This is a genomic window from Flavobacterium aquidurense, assembly GCF_031458035.1.
Classification (GTDB): Bacteria; Bacteroidota; Bacteroidia; order Flavobacteriales; family Flavobacteriaceae; genus Flavobacterium; species Flavobacterium aquidurense_C.
On sequence record NZ_JAVDXR010000003.1, the window covers coordinates 203447 to 219516 of the forward strand.

Consider the following 16070-nt stretch of genomic DNA (forward strand, 5'->3'; position numbering starts at 1 on the left):
GAAAAACCGGCATTACAATTAAGTTCTTTCAAACCAATTCTCCATTCGAATTCCACTCAAAAGTTTAAAATCCTTAGTATTATCAGTAACTAAAATTAAGTTATTTTCTATCGCAGTGACACCAATCAAAAGATCAAACTCATCATGCATTGGTTTTCCAATTTTTCTAAGTCTTACTTTTTCTATAGCATATCTTTTTATAGAACCAAAAATAGGAATAACAGTCAATCCTTTTAAAAATACATCAACAGCTTTATTTGATTTTATAGGATCGTCACTATTTTCAGCTCCAAAACGCAGTTCTGCAACCGTAATTTCAGAAATATAGCAATTTTCTAACCCTATCTCTTTTATCATTTTATCAAGATGTAGTCTTCCTCTTAAAAAGAAAACACAGATACTTGTATCAAGTAAATAACCCATTAAAATTTAATATCAGTATTTTTAAATTTTCTGCTGGATTTAATTTCAGACACAATCTCTTCTGCAGATTTCTCGGAAGCAAACGCACCAAAAGATTTATAAAAACCAACTCCTTTTGACTTATTGGCTTTTAAAGATTTTGTCAGTCTTTCAATAAGCTCAATTTTATTATCAAAACTAAGTCCCTCAAATAAATTTGAATAGCTTTCAAGTATATTTTTGTCAGTTATAGTCATCCTTATTTCATTTTAATTAGTTCCAAATATAAGCAAAATTAGCTATTTTTTGGTAATAAATTAAAGAACTACCAACCGCAAAAAGATGTAATATTAGTACCGTAATATAAAATTATTTTTTCTCTGATTTATTCGAAACTTTTTCAGCATTATATTCCTGAACCAATTTCAAGGTATGTTTTAAAGAGGTCAAATCTTTCCAATCATCGTGTCCAGTGATGATATATTTTGGACTTTTAAATTTCGATTGTACTTTTTTAATCGATTTTTCCCATTCTTTCACATCTGCATCACCTAAATACCCTAGATCTTTTGCTTCCGCACTTTTGACGAAACAACCTCCGTAAAGTATTTTTTCTTTATCAAACCAAACTATAATATTGTCCGGCGCATGTCCTTTTCCAGGATAGTATACCTGAAAAGTATGGTTTCCAACATTAAAAATTGTATCGTTTGGAACTATAAATTCAGCTCTTTTTTCATTATTTTTCTTAAGGATATTATCTGTTAATTTACCAGAATATGTTTTTATTCCTTTTTGTCTATAAAAATCTAATCCACCCGCACGGTCATCATGAGAGTGCGTTGCAAAACACATAATAACCTCTTTGTTATGCTTTGCCTTAATTGTATCTAACAAAGGCTGAAACTGTGTTTTGTCCCACGGCGCATCAAACAACACAACACCTTTATCTGTAACAAGATATAGGGCATTGGCAGAAATCATCGTTCCGTTATAATCGTGAAACGTTCTATAAACATAAAAGTCACCTGTAAGATGACTTATTTGTAATGGCGAATTCTTAGATTGTCCAAAACTATTGGATAGTATTGCTAAGAATAAAATTATCGAAGCTAATTTTCGCATATTTTTTTTATTTCACTCTTGTCCAATATTGTGTTCTTCCCATAATAGAAATCCCAACATAACCGCGAAGTTTTAGTTTATCAGCAGATTCTAATTCGATATAACATTTGTATTTTTTTCCGTTCGTTGGATCTAAAATTGATCCTCCGTTATATTCAGAACCGTCTTTTTTAAGACCATTAATGATAACCATACCTAAAATTGGTTTATTTTTTTCTGTACCTTCACATTTTGCACACACATCTTTTTTATGATCAGCACGTAATATTTCAACAACTTTACCATAGATTTTTCCAGATTTTTCATAAACCTCTACTATAGATTTAGCTTCACCAGTTTCATCATCAATTGTTTTCCATTTTCCAATAACACTTTGCGCCTGAATAGTACTCATTGTTATAAAAAAAACACCAATTGTTAACATCCAATTTTTCATATTATATATTTTTTTTTTGTTTTAATTTTCTGATAGTGGCATTCAATTCAAAACCCAGAAGCAGAATCATACAGTTGATCCAAATGTAGAACATTAGAATTAATAATGTTCCGATTGAACCGTAAAGTTCGTTATATTTTGAGAATTTTATAACCCAAATCCCAAAAAAGAACGAGGATATAACAATTAAAACCGTTGTAAAAACAGATCCGATACTTATAAAAGGAACTTTATTATACTGTTTAGTACCATAACGTAATAATATTGAAGATGTTATCAAAATCATCAAAATTACAAACAAATATCGGCCCAAAATAATGAGCGGAATTCGATCACTCAAAACATCCTGAATGATAGTTTTTTGAATAAATACCTCAAAAACGACAATTGTGGCCACCGTAACAAACAAAATAATAGTCATTATAAGTGAAATCGCCAACGCCACTAAATACTGACTAAAAAAACCACGTTTATCAAAAACATGTTTTGAAGATTCAAAACCGCTCAGAATTCCGTTAATACCATTTGCCATCAAAAAAATGGAAAGCAAAAATCCTGAAGAAAGTAATCCGGAGTGACTATTGTTTAAAATATCGCTAATAATTTTACTAATAGCATCGTACGTATTTGGTGGAACTCCTTGTTGTACAAACTGAAGAAAATCATCCTGAAATCCTTCAATAGGAATAAACGGAATTAAATTCAAAATAAATAAAGCAAAAGGAAACAAAGCCATAAAAAAGCTAAAAGAAACCGCACTCGCATGATATGAAAAAGCGCCTTCGATAATTCCCATTATATACATTTCTAATAAATCGTATAAAGAGAATCCTTCAAGCCAAGGAAATTTTATTCTCTTAAAAAGACGAGCTACAGAACGTACAATCGGGATTTTTTCAATCCGATCTTCAATTTCTTGAGACATATATTTTTAGATTTTTAGACTGCTTAGATTGTTAGACTTCTTAGATTTTTGGATTGTAAGATTAAAGCATTCTGTGCTATATTAACAATTAATAATTAATTTAAAAAGCTTTTAGGCTCAAATCCATATTATAAATAGAATGTGTTAAAGCTCCTGATGAAATGTAATTTACACCGCAAAGTCCATATTCTCGAATGGTTTTTTCATTGATATTTCCAGACGATTCTGTTTGGCATTTTTTACCAATTAAAGCCACTGCTTTTTTAGTATCTTCATAATTGAAATTGTCGATTAAAATTCTGTGAACGCCGTCGCTCAACAAAATTTCACGAATTTCATCCAGATTTCTGGCCTCAACAATGATCTTTAAATCTAAATTGTTGGCTTTTAAATAGTCTTTCGTCTTCTTAATGGCCAATGTAATTCCTCCAGCGAAATCAATATGATTGTCTTTCAGCATAATCATATCATATAAAGCATAACGATGATTTTCACCTCCTCCTATTTTTACTGCCCATTTTTCGGCAGCTCTAAAATTTGGAGTTGTTTTACGTGTATCTAAAATTTTAGCACCGGTCCCGCCCAAAAGCTGTACATATTCGTTAGTTTTTGTTGCAATAGCGGACATTCTTTGCATAGTATTCAAAACCACTCTCTCTGCCTTTAAAATAGATTGCGAACTGCCCGCAACTTCAAAAACGACATCGCCATATTCTACGCGCGTACCGTCTTCTATGAATGTTTTTACTTTTAATTTTGGATCAACAAATTCAAAGATCAATTTGGCCAGTGCAACGCCAGCAATAATTCCCTGATCTTTTACCAATAATTTAGCTTGTCCATGAGCCGTATCCGGAATACATGCCAATGAACTATAATCTCCCGGTCCTACATCTTCTCGAATTGCATTGCTGATCAATAGTTGTAATTCAGCTTGAAATTGTACTTCGCTAATCATTTTTCTTAAATTTTATAATATGCTAAAGTAGGACTTATTTTGTGGATTTGAAAGTTTAAGCTTTGCCAAAAATTCCAAAACAAGAAAATACCTGATAAAATTAAGAAGAAAAGTATTAAAAAACTCTAACACATAGATACATAGTTAATCATTGTAAAAAAAGGCGTTTCACTCTTATAAAAACACAATACAACTATGTGGTAAAATCTGATTTTTTTTAAAACACCTCAAACTAAATAGTAAAATTCTATGTTTCTATATGTTTATTTTTTTAATCAAAACCCATAACTTTAATTCAAAACATTAAATATCTTTGAGTTTCATTCAAACAAAATCATGGGATTAATTAAAGATATTTACTCGGTTACTTTTTACGAAAAATTTAGTCAGGCTGTCGCAGAAGTGAATCCGGCATTCAACAAAGAAAAATTCATTGAAGCCATTTACGAAGGCAATTTTACACAAAAAGAATGGAAAGACCGCATGAAACACACTACCGTTGTTTTACATCAGTTTATGCCCGAGAATTTCCCTGAAGCCGTTGCTTTAATTGACAAAATCATTAAAAACTTAAAGAAAAATAGTTTTACTGATGGAAATCTGGCATTCATTTTCTTTGCAGATTATATTGAAAAATACGGTTTGGATGATTTTAAAACTTCGGCGAAAGCCTTTGTTTCCATAACACAATTTATTAGTTGTGAATTTGCTGTTCGTCCTTTCATTTTAAAATATAAAGAAAAGATGATCGATGAAATGACAAAATGGTCGTTGCATGAAAATCATCATGTAAGAAGATTAGCCAGCGAAGGTTCGCGCCCGAGATTACCGTGGGCAATGGCGATTCCGTACTTAAAGAAAGATCCAACTTCTATTCTGCCTATTTTAGAAAATCTTAAAAATGATCCATCAGAATATGTTCGCCGAAGCGTCGCCAATAATTTAAATGATATTGTAAAAGATAATCCGGAAATTGTCCTTGATATTGCTCAAAAATGGAGAGGCATCAGCAAAGAAACCGACGCAATCATCAAACACGGCTGTCGTACTTTATTAAAGCAAGGACATCCTGAAATTTTGAGTCATTACGGTTTAGAAAGTACCAATATTGAGCTTTCTAATTTCGAAATCAAAACACCAAAAGTCAAAATTGGAGAGTATTTACAGTTTCAATTTCACTTAAATAATAAAAATGATGAGGCTAAAACAATTCGTTTGGAATATGCTGTTCATTACAAAAAATCAAAAGGTCATTTGGCTAAAAAGGTCTTCAAAATCAGTGAGAAAATCTATCAGCCACATCAATTGACTAAAGTCGAGAGAAATCAATCTTTTAAATTAATTACAACTCGTGTTTTCCATACGGGAATGCATCAATTGTCTATTATCATTAATGGGACAGAAAGTGAGGCTTTGGAATTTGAATTGATTGGATAGAATTTTAAACACATAGAAACATAGATTTTAGCTGTCTGAAAAAGTCGTTTCACTCGCATCAAAACACATTAGATCGTAATCTACACTATGTGTTAAAATCTAGATTTTTTAAAATAATCTAAAACTTTCGATTTTAAATCTATGTTTCTATGTGTTAAATTTAATCAACACTATAAAAACAAAACCAACCATTTTCCCTACTTTTATAGTTATTACCGAAAACACATGTTCTTAATCTAAATTAAGTTACAGATTGTGACTGCAACTGTAATTTTGCATTCAACTAAAACGAAAACCATGTCAAATATCAGTTTAATTATCGAAGAACGCTCTGCCAATATTGGCAATTTTATGGTAGGCAGATTATTGCCTTTCCGTGAAAAAAGAGCTGTCGGACCATTTGTATTTATCGATCACATGGGACCGGCGCATTTAAGTGATCATGAAAATATGGATGTCCCTCCGCATCCGCATATCGGACTTTCAACTCTTACTTTTTTGTTTGACGGAAGCATCATGCACCGCGATAGTTTAGGAACCGAATTAGAAATAAAACCAGGTGCCGTAAACTGGATGACGGCCGGAAAAGGAATTGTACATTCTGAAAGAACACCGGAATATTTAAGACATTCTGATAAAATGCTTCACGGTTTGCAAATTTGGGTGGCGCTACCAAAAGAATTGGAACAAATGGATCCGACTTTTGCGCATGTTGAAGCAGATGACATTCCGAAATGGGAAAATGATGGAGTTTCTTATAAATTAATTGCCGGAGAAGCTTTTGGAAAAAAATCGCCAGTTCCCGTTTATAGTCCGTTATATTTTATTGAAATTAAAAGTACCGAAGCAAAAAAAATCAATATCGGAAAAGATTTATTCGGCGAAAGCGGTTTATATATTTTAGAAGGAAGCATTAAAAGCGGCGAACATGTTTACGATCCAAAACAGATTCTGATTACCAATGACAGCACCTTATGCGAATTTGAATTAGCCGAAAACAGTACCGTTTATATTTTTGGCGGTATCCCATTTCCTGAAGAACATTTTATCTTTTGGAATTTTGTTTCTTCAGACAAAGAACTAATCGAAAAAGCAAAAAAAGACTGGACAGAACAGACTTTCCCGAAAGTTCCGGGCGAAACAGAATTCGTGCCTTTACCTGAACCTAGAATCAAATAATTTATGGATACCATTAAAGCACAAATCGATACCCGAAAATACCGTACTGAAATAACATCTAAAAGTGGCAATATTCTGATTTCAGACGAACCACAGGAAATAGGCGGGAAAAATTTAGGATTTAGTCCGTTTGAACTTCTGGCTTCATCTCTAGCTTCCTGCACTTTAATTACGTTACGGATGTATATTGACAGAAAAGGATGGGATGTTTCAGAACTAACTATTTGGGTAGATTTTGAAAAAAATGAAGAACATACCGTTTCTTTATTTTCAACAAAAATCCTGATCACAGGAAATGTTGACGATGCACAAAAACAACGAATTTTGAAAATTGCAAACAGTTGTCCTGTTCATAAAACACTTATAAATACAATTAAAATCGAAACTTCTCTAGTATAAATAATCTTAGATAAAATAATCATGGAAATACATCAAATTAACGATATAAGAAGAGGCTATTTTGAAGCTATCGAAGACGGAAAACAAGCCGGAAAGATGACCTATACCTGGGCAGGAGATTCAAAATTTATCATTGACCACACCGAAGTGAGCGAAGGATTTAATGGAAAAGGTGTTGGCAAAAAATTAGTGATGAAAGCAGTTGAATACGCCAGAAATAGTAACCTGAAGATTATTCCGCTTTGTCCCTTTGCAAAAAGCGTTTTTGATAAGACGGAGGAAATTCGTGATGTACTTTTTTCGTAAGATGCTAAGATTCCTAAGGTTCTAAGATTTTTTTAACCGCAAAGCACGCAAAGAATTACGCAAAGTTCGCAAAGTTTTAAGTAAAGCTTTGCGAACTTTGTATTTATATTCAGTTTTAGCATATAACTAAACTTTGCGAACTTTGCGGTTAGATCAACACAAAGTAAAAACACATTTTCAAATCTCCTCGAAAAGCCTTACATTTGCATGTAATTTAAACTTAGAGTATGACAAGGATAATTACACTTTTCTGTTTTTTTATAGCGCAAATCAGCTTTTCTCAATCGGCTGAAAATTATTTAGAAAAAAACAGAAACAATGAAGCTCTCTTAACAGCTTTCTTTCAACAAATGCCAAAAGGCGGCGATTTACATCATCATTTTTCGGGATCAGTTTATGCAGAATCTCTTTTGGAAAGAGCTATTGCAGAAGATTTTTATCTGAATATAGAAACGATGGGAGTTGCTAAAACAAAACCTGCAATTGGCAATTGGCAAACCTTCTCTTCTCTTAAAAACGAAGGAAAATTACCTTTTTATCAGCAACAAATAATGCAAACCTGGTCGGCTAAAGATTATAATGGTTCAGTACCTTCTGATGATTTATTTTTTGACTCTTTCATGAAATTCGAACCAACTATCGCAGGTCATTTTGCAGAAGGAATGCTTGAATTAAAGAAACGCGCCATTGCAGAAAATGTAAGTTATATCGAAACACAATTATCAACGATTCCGTGTGATATGGATGTTTCTGATTTAAGTGATTTCAATTCAAAACTACGTCAGGCAGCTAGTCAAAAAGATGAAAAAGCAGTTCTAAAACTTTTAGATGAATTGAATAAAGCGATTCAACAAAAAGATGCTAAAAAATATGCTACTGAATTCAACACCAATTTCATTGCAAAACTGCACAAAGACCTAAAAATTGACGACGAGAAATTTACAATGCGTTATCAAAATTTTGTACTTCGTTTTATGAATCCGGTCGATTTATTTAAAAACCTGACAATCGCTTTTATCTCAGCAAACGACAGCAAATTAGTGGCAGGAGTAAACATCGTTTCCCCAGAGCATGGTCAAAATTCTATGAAGGACTATTGGTTGCACATGGTAATGTTTAAATATTGGCACTCTAAATTTCCTGACGTAAAATATACGCTTCATGCGGGAGAATTAACTTTAGGTTTAGTTCAGCCAGAAGATTTAACGTGGCATATTAATGATGCGATTCACGTTGCCGGTGCTAACAGAATTGGGCACGGAGTTGACATCGCCTACGAAGAAAACTCATACGATTTATTGCGTTACATGACAAAAAACAATATTCCGATTGAGATTAATTTGGCGAGTAATGAGTTTATTTTGAAAGTAAAAGAAGGTCGTCATCCGTTTACACTTTACAGAGAATTTAATGTTCCAATTGTAATCAGCACAGACGATGCGGGAATTTTGAGAACCAATATGACAGAACAGTATGTTTTATTGGCTAAAAGATATCCTGACGTTTCATACGCAACGATAAGGCAATACGTTTACAACAGCATTAATTACAGTTTTATTCAGGATGTCTCGGTAAAAAAACAATTACTGAAAGATTTGGATACGAGATTTAAAACTTTTGAAGAAAAATTTTCTAAAAACTAAATCTTTATAAACTTGTGTGAAAAGATTTCACGCAGATTTACTCAGATTAAAGCTAATTAACGCAGATTTTAAAATAAAAATCTGCCGAATCTGCTAAATCTGCGAGACCTATTTTTTTTCTCGCAGATTAGCAGATCGAGATAAAAATGAATTTGTAATCCTAATTAACTATGATTTTAGAAGCCGCTGTTCTTTATATAAAACGAGATTTATTAACTCAATTCGAAATTGATTTTGCAAAGGCAAGTCAGTACATTTCTTCGATTGATGGCTATTTAGGACATCGATTAGAAAAATGTCTGGAAGTCGAAAACAAATATCTTTTATTAGTTGATTGGAGTACTTTGGAAGATCATACAATAGGTTTTAGGACTTCGGAAGCGTATTTAGAATGGAAAAATATTTTGCATCACTACTATGAACCTTTTCCAATTGTAGAACATTTTGAAACCGTTTTTGAGAATAGAAAATAATCTTTTATGCCACAGATTAAAAGATTTTAAAGGATTTTTTAATCTATGAGAATCTTATAATCTGTGGCAAAAATCGAAAAACAATGAACATCAAACTTATCGCCATTGGCAAAACCGACAATAAATCGTTGCAGACTTTAATAGACGATTATACCAAACGTTTATCGTTTTATATCAAATTTGATTTGGAGATTATTCCGGATATCAAAAACGTGAAGAATTTATCTGAAAGTCAGCAAAAGGAAAAAGAAGGCGAATTGATTTTGTCCAAACTTTCTCCGACAGATCAATTGATTTTATTGGATGAAAACGGCAAAAACTTTTCCAGCGTTGGTTTTTCTGAAGAATTACAAAAGAAAATGAATTCGGGAATCAAAACTTTGGTTTTTGTAATCGGCGGTCCTTACGGATTTTCAGATACCGTTTACAGCAAAGCGCAGGGCAAAATTTCGCTTTCGCTGATGACTTTCTCTCATCAGATGGTGCGTTTATTTTTTATCGAACAATTGTATCGCGGATTTACGATTTTAAGAAATGAACCTTATCATCATCAGTAGACTTTTGTTTCAGGTTTTCTTTGTTTCAGGTTTCAAGTTTTTAGTAGATATACTCTTCTTCTTCACTTATAAAAACAAATGGGATCTTTTTATCAATTATAGTTTTTACAAGGATTTTAGATTGGATATAATCGCCATAATGCATATTCTTATCATAGGAAAATATAATTTGGGCTTTCGGATTTATAACCAAACTATCTAAAAAAGGTTCCAGATTATTTTTAGGAAAATCGTAAGTTTTTCTTCCCCTATATTCTATCATTCCATTTTTTCTAAAATACAATTGGCTCGTATTTTTGCTAATACGCTCCATTTTATAAAACACTTTCGTGAAAGGCAAAAAGGCTAAATTCTTTCCGATGGAATCTGCATAGGAATAATAATTTTCGGCTTTTTCATTTTTATGGGCACTGTCTCCGCGTTTTTTTTCCTGCAATTTTATTACTTCCGGAATTACCAATTTTAATGGTAAGCGCTTGTCGATATTGAAAATCCAATTGGTTGAGATGATGCTGTTTTTTCTGTTTACTTCGGCGATTGTGTCTTTGCCTTCGGTTTTAAAAAAGATGTAAATTGGTGAATGATCCTGAACATCTTTAACGATTGACACATTTGCTTTTGGGAGCAAAACATCTTTTTTTTCTCCACATGAAAAAAGAAGAAAAGCTATAATTACAGTAAAGTATTTCATAATTTATTTATTTTAACACAAAGTATGTCATTCCGACGGAGGAGGAATCCCCGCAAGTAGCTCGACAAAGTTTGGCAATTATGATTGCGGAGTTTCTTGTGGGGATTCCTCGTTCCTCGGAATGACAAATCTGTCGGTTATATTTTATTATAATTCATTTTCTCAAACAAAGTCACACATTCCATTGCCTCTTTTACATCGTGCACACGAAGTATTTTCGCTCCTTTTGTCAATGCAATTGTATTAAGAACCGTAGTTCCGTTTAAGGCTTCTTGTGCAGAATTACCAAGTGTTTTATAAATCATCGATTTTCTTGAAACTCCGGCTAAAACTGGTAACTCTAATACATTAAAAAGTTCCATTTTTTGTAAAACTTCATAATTCTGATCGGTTGTTTTTGCAAATCCAAAACCCGGGTCAAGAATCAAATCAATAATTCCGAGGCTTCTCGCCTTTTTTACTTTTTCAGAAAAATAAAAAAGCATTTCTTTTACAATATCATCGTATTCAGTCAGACTTTGCATCGTTTGCGGATTCCCGCGCATGTGCATCATAATATACGGAACATTATATTTTGCAATCACATCAAACATTTTATCATCCAATTCTCCTGCAGCAATATCATTTATAATCGCCGCGCCGTTTTCTATACTTGCTTTTGCGACTTCGGCTCTAAAAGTATCAATCGACAATAAAGCTTCCGGAAAATGTTTTAAAATCAATTCAATTACTGGAACAATACGTTCAATTTCTTCGGCTTCGGTTACAAATTCAGCACTTGGTTTGCTCGAATATGCGCCAATATCAATAAATGTTGCACCTTCAGATAACATTTTCTCAACTTGAGAAATAATTTCCTCTTCGTTTTTATATTTTCCTCCGTCAAAAAAGGAATTTGGCGTGACATTCAAAATCCCCATTACTTTAGGAACTGATAAATCAATAAGTTGTCCTTTGCAGTTAATCGTCATTTGTTGTTTATTTTTGTTTCAGGTTTCAAGTTTCAAGTTTCAGGTTGCTGTAGATTGTATAGGTTCCAGAACTTGAAACTTGAAACCTGAAACTTGAAACATCATTTTTTCAGTTTCAAATTATCCCATTAACAATTTGTTTAGAAAAAACTTGAAACAAAGAAAACCTGAAACTTGAAACTCTTGAAAAATTCCTTATTTTTGAAGAAATTTTAGCAAATATACAGCAATAAATGAAGAATACTTCCCTTGAATATGATAATGTAATTACGGTTTGCCGTACTTTATTTATCAATAAAATGACAGATTATGGCAGTGCATGGAGAATTTTAAGACTGCCTTCGCTAACCGATCAAATATTCATAAAAGCACAAAGAATCAGAAGTTTACAGGAAAACGAAATCCGTAAAGTGGATGAAGATGAAAAAGGAGAATTCATCGGAATCATCAATTATTCGATTATGGCATTGATTCAGTTAGAATTGGGTGTTGCAGAACAGCCTGATCTTGATGTAGCAAAAGCAACCGAATTATACGACGCTAAAATTAAATTAACCAAAGAGTTAATGGAAGCCAAAAACCACGATTATGGAGAAGCCTGGCGTGATATGCGTGTGAGTTCCTTAACTGATTTAATTCTTCAAAAAATACTTCGCGTAAAACAAATTGAAGATAATAAAGGTAAAACTTTAGTTTCTGAAGGCATCGACGCTAATTATCAGGATATGATTAATTATGCAGTTTTTGCTTTGATTTTAAATCCACTTAAATAAAAGAAATTCCAAAGAAAAAAATCCAAATTCCAAACGTAGTACTATTGGTATTTGGAATTTAAAAATTGGAATTTATAATAACCTCAAAACATGAAAAATATTTTTACCCAATTCTCACGCATCTTTGTCGGCGTATTATTTATCATTTCAGGATTAATAAAACTGAATGACCCAGTTGGTTTCTCTTATAAATTGGCAGAATATTTTAGCGAGCCAGTTTTCAACATGCCTTTTTTGGAGCCATTCGCTTTAGGTTTAGCGATCTTCTTAGTGATTTTAGAAGTTGTTTTGGGCGTAATGTTATTGGTGGGGTATAAATCAAAAACCACGATTTGGGCTTTATTGCTTTTAATCATTTTCTTTACCTTCCTTACCTTCTACTCGGCTTATTTTGACGTAGTTAAAGATTGTGGTTGTTTCGGGGATGCTTTACACTTAACACCTTGGCAATCGTTTACAAAAGATGTTGTTCTACTTTTCTTTATTTTAATTTTATTCATCAATCAAAAATTAATAAGACCATTGTTTTCAACTCCACAAACCAATTTTGCAGTTTACGTAAGTGTTGTTTTGTGTGCTTTTATGGCCGTTTGGGTTTTGAATCATAATCCGATAAAAGATTTCCGTCCTTACAAAGTCGGAACTAATATCGAAAAAGGAATGGAAACTCCTGAAGGTGCTCCAAAATCTGTTGTTGAAATGATTTTTATCTACAAAGTGAACGGTGTTGATAAAGAGTTTACGGAGAAAGATTTAATGAATATTCCTGCTGGTGCCACTTTCGTGGATAGAAAAGATAAAGTAATTTCAGAAGGTTACCAGCCGCCAATTCATGATTTTACAATGAGGAAAGAAGATGCAGATTATAAATCAGAATTTTTGAAAGAACCAAAGTTACTTATTTTTGTGACCTACGATTTGAATTTATCTGATCCAGCCGGAATGAAAAAATTAGAAGCTGTAAATAAAGAGGCACAAGCAAAAGGTTATAAAGTTATTGCCATGACAGCTTCTGGTTTGGATGAAATTGCAAACGCTAAAAAAGAATATGGCTTAAATGTCGATTTCTATTTCTGTGATGCAACAGCCTTAAAAACGATTGAAAGAGCAAACCCAAGTATCGTCGTTATACACAACGGAACTATAATTCAGAAAGTTCATTATAATGATATTGGAGATTTAAAATTGTAATTTTTTTCAAATTTATATAAAATTTAAAGCGCCAATTTTTCTATTCATTAGTTAAATTGGCGCTTTTGTTTACACATATTTTTGCGTAAGAAAAATAGCAAATCAGACTTTTTTGTTTTCTATATTTGTTTCAACTATTTCAAAAAAAACAAACTAATCCATGAAACAATCATCAAAGTTCTCGTCGACCTTTTTACTAATTCTCCTTTTAAACTTTACAGGCTTTTGCCAATCAACTCCAAATAAAGATCAGGCTTACATCTTTTTTCTGCACAATGCTTTTGTTGAGCAAAATGACTTAAACGTGGCACATCCAGAATATGGTAAAGCAGAATACAACGAAATTTTAGCTTCGTATAGAAACGATAACTTTATTGTTTTTAGCGAAATCAGAAAGAAAAATACTAACGCAGCAAAATATGCGGAAAAGATTGTCAAGCAAATTAAAAAATTAATTAAGGACGGTGTTTCTCCAAATAAAATTACCGTAATCGGGACTTCAAAGGGCGGATATATTGCACAATATGTTTCGACGTATTTGGCAAACCCGAATGTAAATTTTGTTTTTATAGGATGTTTTCGAGATATCGATATCGAACAAGCTCCTGAGATTAATTTCTGTGGAAACATTCTAACAATCTATGAAAAATCAGACATTTATGGTGTTTCGGCAATTAAGAGAAAAGAAACTTCGAAACTTAAAATCAATCATTTCAAAGAAATAGAATTAAACACCAATCTAAAACACGGTTTTTTATACAAAGCTTCTGATTTATGGATTGCTCCGAGTAAAAAATGGGCAAATGGTAATTACGATTTGAACTAAAACTTTCATCAAAAGACATTTTAAAAGTCTTCAATAATTACATTTTATTGAAGGCTTTTTGGTTGAAATCTGACGTTTTTTTGATCTCTTAATGGTAAAAAAAATACAAAAATAAATCCAAATTTTACTTCATTCAAAAATGATTACTAAAATTTTTCATTTCTGAAGCTAACTATTACGATTTCAATCGCATTTTCCTAACCCAAATTCCTTGTTTTGTTACAAAATAAACGACTCTTCAAATTTTGTTAATCTCCATTTGGCATTCAATTTGTTTGTTTAACTTTGTTCGGCATGAGATATTCATCATTACAAATCATTTAAAAGATGATGAATAACATCTCATATTTTATTAAAAAATAAATTTATCTACGTATGAAACAATTAGCCTTGGTTTTTATTGCATTGATTACCTTTTCATGCACACAAGCACAGAAGACAAGTTTTTCTAAAGAAGCTTTATCTGAAAAATTACTAACAGTTGATGGAGGCCAGACTTCTTTCAAAAACATTTTAAAAAAATACAAAGGAAAAACTTTGGTTATCGAAGTTTGGGCTTCATGGTGTGGAGATTGCGTAAAAGCAATGCCCAAAGTAAAAGAATTGCAAGCGAATAATCCTGATGTTTCTTACTTATTCCTTTCTGCGGATAAAACGGCTGACAAATGGAAAATCGGAATTGAAAAACACGAATTAAAAGGCGATCATTTTATGATGAATGATGGTATGAAAGGTGTTTTTGGAAAAGCAATTGATTTAGACTGGATTCCGAGATACATTATTGTTGATAAAACTGGAAAAATCGTTTTATATCGCGCTATTGAAACTGATTTTGATAAAATCAATGAAACTCTAAAAAGCTTAAAACAAGCTTAATACCAGTACAAATACCACTTAAAAACAAAAATTAAAAGAATAATAAAAACTACCAAAATGAGAAAAAAGATTGTTGCAGGAAACTGGAAAATGCATAAAAACGCAGCACAAACTGAAGAATTATTAAGCGAATTAATTACAAAAATACCAGCACAAACTACTGCTCAGGTAATTGTTGCGCCAACATTTGTAAACTTACAGGCTGCAGCAGCTAAAGTGAAAAATACAACTATTGGAGTTTCTGCTCAAAACGTTCACCAGGCTGAAGGCGGTGCTTTTACAGGAGAAATTTCTGCAGATATGTTAACCAGCATTGGTGTAAACACTGTAATTCTTGGACACTCTGAGCGTAGAGCTATTTTTCATGAAACAGATGCTTTAATCGCAAACAAAGTTGATACTGCTTTGAAACATGATATGACTGTAATTTTCTGTTTTGGAGAAGAATTAAAAGACCGTCAATCAGGAAATCATTTCAATATTGTTGAGAATCAATTGCGTGACGGATTATTCCACATTGCAAAAGAGTCTTGGGAAAATGTTGTTTTAGCGTACGAGCCAGTTTGGGCTATCGGAACCGGAGAAACTGCTTCGCCGGAACAAGCACAGGAAATGCACGAATTCATCAGAGAAGTTGTTCGTAAAGCTTTTGGAGCTGATATCGCTGATGAAGTTTCTATTTTATACGGTGGTTCTGTAAAACCAGACAACGCAAAAGAAATTTTCTCTAAACCAGACGTAGACGGTGGTTTAATTGGAGGCGCAGCTTTAAAAGCAGATGATTTCTTGGCAATTGTAACGGCTATCTAGATTTTAGATTTTAGATTTTAGATTTTAGATTTTAGATTTTAGATTTTAGATTTTAGATTTTAGATTTTAGATTTACTATAAAAAAAAAGTGT

General features: G+C 32.4%; 20 protein-coding genes. 12 read left to right on the top strand and 8 right to left on the bottom strand.

The genetic code is table 11. The features are described 5' to 3' along the window. Positions 1-18 precede the first annotated feature (18 nt). The 6 genes from J2X17_RS06325 to nadC all read right to left on the bottom strand — a co-directional run bounded on the left by J2X17_RS06325 (position 19) and on the right by nadC (position 3846). Positions 19-423, bottom strand: coding sequence for a type II toxin-antitoxin system VapC family toxin (locus J2X17_RS06325; RefSeq protein ID WP_310295750.1), 405 nt, complete (start codon positions 421-423; stop codon positions 19-21). Then, on the bottom strand, positions 423-659 hold the full coding sequence (locus J2X17_RS06330) for a hypothetical protein (RefSeq protein ID WP_310295752.1): 237 nt from the start codon (positions 657-659) through the stop codon (positions 423-425). The genes J2X17_RS06325 and J2X17_RS06330 overlap by 1 nt, the downstream gene beginning before the upstream one ends. A gap of 112 nt (positions 660-771) precedes the next feature. Further along, positions 772-1527, bottom strand: a complete 756-nt coding sequence (gene bla-B1-FLAV / locus J2X17_RS06335) for a subclass B1 metallo-beta-lactamase (RefSeq protein WP_310295754.1) — start codon at positions 1525-1527, stop codon at positions 772-774. Between the two features lie 7 nt (positions 1528-1534). Beyond that, the gene (locus J2X17_RS06340) at positions 1535-1963 is read right to left on the bottom strand and encodes a DUF2147 domain-containing protein (protein WP_310295757.1); all 429 of its coding nucleotides are present in this window, start codon (positions 1961-1963) and stop codon (positions 1535-1537) included. A 1-nt stretch (position 1964) separates the two neighbouring features. Further along, positions 1965-2888, bottom strand: a complete 924-nt coding sequence (locus J2X17_RS06345; protein WP_310295759.1) for a YihY/virulence factor BrkB family protein — start codon at positions 2886-2888, stop codon at positions 1965-1967. A gap of 100 nt (positions 2889-2988) precedes the next feature. Beyond that, complete coding sequence (nadC, locus tag J2X17_RS06350) at positions 2989-3846, bottom strand: carboxylating nicotinate-nucleotide diphosphorylase (protein WP_310295761.1); 858 nt, start codon at positions 3844-3846, stop codon at positions 2989-2991. A gap of 336 nt (positions 3847-4182) precedes the next feature. Between nadC and J2X17_RS06355 the strand changes: the two genes are divergently transcribed. The 7 genes from J2X17_RS06355 to rlmH all read left to right on the top strand — a co-directional run bounded on the left by J2X17_RS06355 (position 4183) and on the right by rlmH (position 9840). Further along, positions 4183-5283: a DNA alkylation repair protein gene (locus J2X17_RS06355; protein WP_310295763.1), complete on the top strand. Its 1101-nt coding sequence runs from the start codon at positions 4183-4185 to the stop codon at positions 5281-5283. Positions 5284-5580: 297 nt separating this feature from the next. Further along, positions 5581-6462: a pirin family protein gene (locus J2X17_RS06360; RefSeq protein WP_310295765.1), complete on the top strand. Its 882-nt coding sequence runs from the start codon at positions 5581-5583 to the stop codon at positions 6460-6462. 3 nt (positions 6463-6465) lie between these two features. Beyond that, positions 6466-6861, top strand: a complete 396-nt coding sequence (locus tag J2X17_RS06365) for an OsmC family protein (RefSeq protein WP_310295767.1) — start codon at positions 6466-6468, stop codon at positions 6859-6861. A 21-nt stretch (positions 6862-6882) separates the two neighbouring features. Next, complete coding sequence (locus J2X17_RS06370) at positions 6883-7167, top strand: GNAT family N-acetyltransferase (protein WP_310295769.1); 285 nt, start codon at positions 6883-6885, stop codon at positions 7165-7167. 227 nt (positions 7168-7394) lie between these two features. Continuing rightward, on the top strand, positions 7395-8810 hold the full coding sequence (locus tag J2X17_RS06375) for an adenosine deaminase (protein ID WP_310295771.1): 1416 nt from the start codon (positions 7395-7397) through the stop codon (positions 8808-8810). Positions 8811-8980: 170 nt separating this feature from the next. Then, positions 8981-9283: an antibiotic biosynthesis monooxygenase family protein gene (locus J2X17_RS06380; RefSeq protein ID WP_310295773.1), complete on the top strand. Its 303-nt coding sequence runs from the start codon at positions 8981-8983 to the stop codon at positions 9281-9283. Between the two features lie 83 nt (positions 9284-9366). Continuing rightward, a complete protein-coding gene (gene rlmH / locus J2X17_RS06385; protein WP_026982293.1) occupies positions 9367-9840 on the top strand; it encodes a 23S rRNA (pseudouridine(1915)-N(3))-methyltransferase RlmH in 474 nt (157 codons plus the stop codon). Between the two features lie 40 nt (positions 9841-9880). On the opposite strand, the gene J2X17_RS06390 is transcribed toward rlmH, so the two are convergent. Then, complete coding sequence (locus tag J2X17_RS06390) at positions 9881-10531, bottom strand: hypothetical protein (protein ID WP_310295775.1); 651 nt, start codon at positions 10529-10531, stop codon at positions 9881-9883. Positions 10532-10668: 137 nt separating this feature from the next. After that, positions 10669-11502 carry a dihydropteroate synthase gene (gene folP / locus J2X17_RS06395; RefSeq protein ID WP_310295777.1) on the bottom strand — a complete coding sequence of 278 codons (834 nt, stop codon included), beginning with the start codon at positions 11500-11502 and terminating at the stop codon, positions 10669-10671. 233 nt (positions 11503-11735) lie between these two features. Here folP and J2X17_RS06400 point away from each other — a divergent pair, with 233 nt between their 5' ends. The 5 genes from J2X17_RS06400 to tpiA all read left to right on the top strand — a co-directional run bounded on the left by J2X17_RS06400 (position 11736) and on the right by tpiA (position 15978). Next, positions 11736-12275, top strand: coding sequence for a DUF1599 domain-containing protein (locus J2X17_RS06400; RefSeq protein ID WP_310295779.1), 540 nt, complete (start codon positions 11736-11738; stop codon positions 12273-12275). 90 nt (positions 12276-12365) lie between these two features. Next, positions 12366-13466, top strand: coding sequence for a BT_3928 family protein (locus J2X17_RS06405; protein ID WP_310295781.1), 1101 nt, complete (start codon positions 12366-12368; stop codon positions 13464-13466). A gap of 160 nt (positions 13467-13626) precedes the next feature. After that, entirely contained in the window at positions 13627-14292 is a 666-nt protein-coding gene (locus J2X17_RS06410) for a dienelactone hydrolase family protein (protein WP_310295783.1), read from the top strand. Between the two features lie 375 nt (positions 14293-14667). Continuing rightward, positions 14668-15168 carry a TlpA family protein disulfide reductase gene (locus J2X17_RS06415; RefSeq protein WP_310295785.1) on the top strand — a complete coding sequence of 167 codons (501 nt, stop codon included), beginning with the start codon at positions 14668-14670 and terminating at the stop codon, positions 15166-15168. 57 nt (positions 15169-15225) lie between these two features. Then, positions 15226-15978, top strand: a complete 753-nt coding sequence (gene tpiA, locus J2X17_RS06420) for a triose-phosphate isomerase (protein ID WP_310295786.1) — start codon at positions 15226-15228, stop codon at positions 15976-15978. Positions 15979-16070 lie beyond the last annotated feature (92 nt).

What these genes read in the sequence shown, in the direction of transcription:
- J2X17_RS06325 (WP_310295750.1), bottom strand. Translation starts at nt 423, where the DNA reads ATGGGTTATTTACTTGATACAAGTATCTGTGTTTTCTTTTTAAGAGGA.
- J2X17_RS06330 (WP_310295752.1), bottom strand. Translation starts at nt 659, where the DNA reads ATGACTATAACTGACAAAAATATACTTGAAAGCTATTCAAATTTATTT.
- bla-B1-FLAV (WP_310295754.1), bottom strand. Translation starts at nt 1,527, where the DNA reads ATGCGAAAATTAGCTTCGATAATTTTATTCTTAGCAATACTATCCAAT.
- J2X17_RS06340 (WP_310295757.1), bottom strand. Translation starts at nt 1,963, where the DNA reads ATGAAAAATTGGATGTTAACAATTGGTGTTTTTTTTATAACAATGAGT.
- J2X17_RS06345 (WP_310295759.1), bottom strand. Translation starts at nt 2,888, where the DNA reads ATGTCTCAAGAAATTGAAGATCGGATTGAAAAAATCCCGATTGTACGT.
- nadC (WP_310295761.1), bottom strand. Translation starts at nt 3,846, where the DNA reads ATGATTAGCGAAGTACAATTTCAAGCTGAATTACAACTATTGATCAGC.
- J2X17_RS06355 (WP_310295763.1), top strand. Translation starts at nt 4,183, where the DNA reads ATGGGATTAATTAAAGATATTTACTCGGTTACTTTTTACGAAAAATTT.
- J2X17_RS06360 (WP_310295765.1), top strand. Translation starts at nt 5,581, where the DNA reads ATGTCAAATATCAGTTTAATTATCGAAGAACGCTCTGCCAATATTGGC.
- J2X17_RS06365 (WP_310295767.1), top strand. Translation starts at nt 6,466, where the DNA reads ATGGATACCATTAAAGCACAAATCGATACCCGAAAATACCGTACTGAA.
- J2X17_RS06370 (WP_310295769.1), top strand. Translation starts at nt 6,883, where the DNA reads ATGGAAATACATCAAATTAACGATATAAGAAGAGGCTATTTTGAAGCT.
- J2X17_RS06375 (WP_310295771.1), top strand. Translation starts at nt 7,395, where the DNA reads ATGACAAGGATAATTACACTTTTCTGTTTTTTTATAGCGCAAATCAGC.
- J2X17_RS06380 (WP_310295773.1), top strand. Translation starts at nt 8,981, where the DNA reads ATGATTTTAGAAGCCGCTGTTCTTTATATAAAACGAGATTTATTAACT.
- rlmH (WP_026982293.1), top strand. Translation starts at nt 9,367, where the DNA reads ATGAACATCAAACTTATCGCCATTGGCAAAACCGACAATAAATCGTTG.
- J2X17_RS06390 (WP_310295775.1), bottom strand. Translation starts at nt 10,531, where the DNA reads ATGAAATACTTTACTGTAATTATAGCTTTTCTTCTTTTTTCATGTGGA.
- folP (WP_310295777.1), bottom strand. Translation starts at nt 11,502, where the DNA reads ATGACGATTAACTGCAAAGGACAACTTATTGATTTATCAGTTCCTAAA.
- J2X17_RS06400 (WP_310295779.1), top strand. Translation starts at nt 11,736, where the DNA reads ATGAAGAATACTTCCCTTGAATATGATAATGTAATTACGGTTTGCCGT.
- J2X17_RS06405 (WP_310295781.1), top strand. Translation starts at nt 12,366, where the DNA reads ATGAAAAATATTTTTACCCAATTCTCACGCATCTTTGTCGGCGTATTA.
- J2X17_RS06410 (WP_310295783.1), top strand. Translation starts at nt 13,627, where the DNA reads ATGAAACAATCATCAAAGTTCTCGTCGACCTTTTTACTAATTCTCCTT.
- J2X17_RS06415 (WP_310295785.1), top strand. Translation starts at nt 14,668, where the DNA reads ATGAAACAATTAGCCTTGGTTTTTATTGCATTGATTACCTTTTCATGC.
- tpiA (WP_310295786.1), top strand. Translation starts at nt 15,226, where the DNA reads ATGAGAAAAAAGATTGTTGCAGGAAACTGGAAAATGCATAAAAACGCA.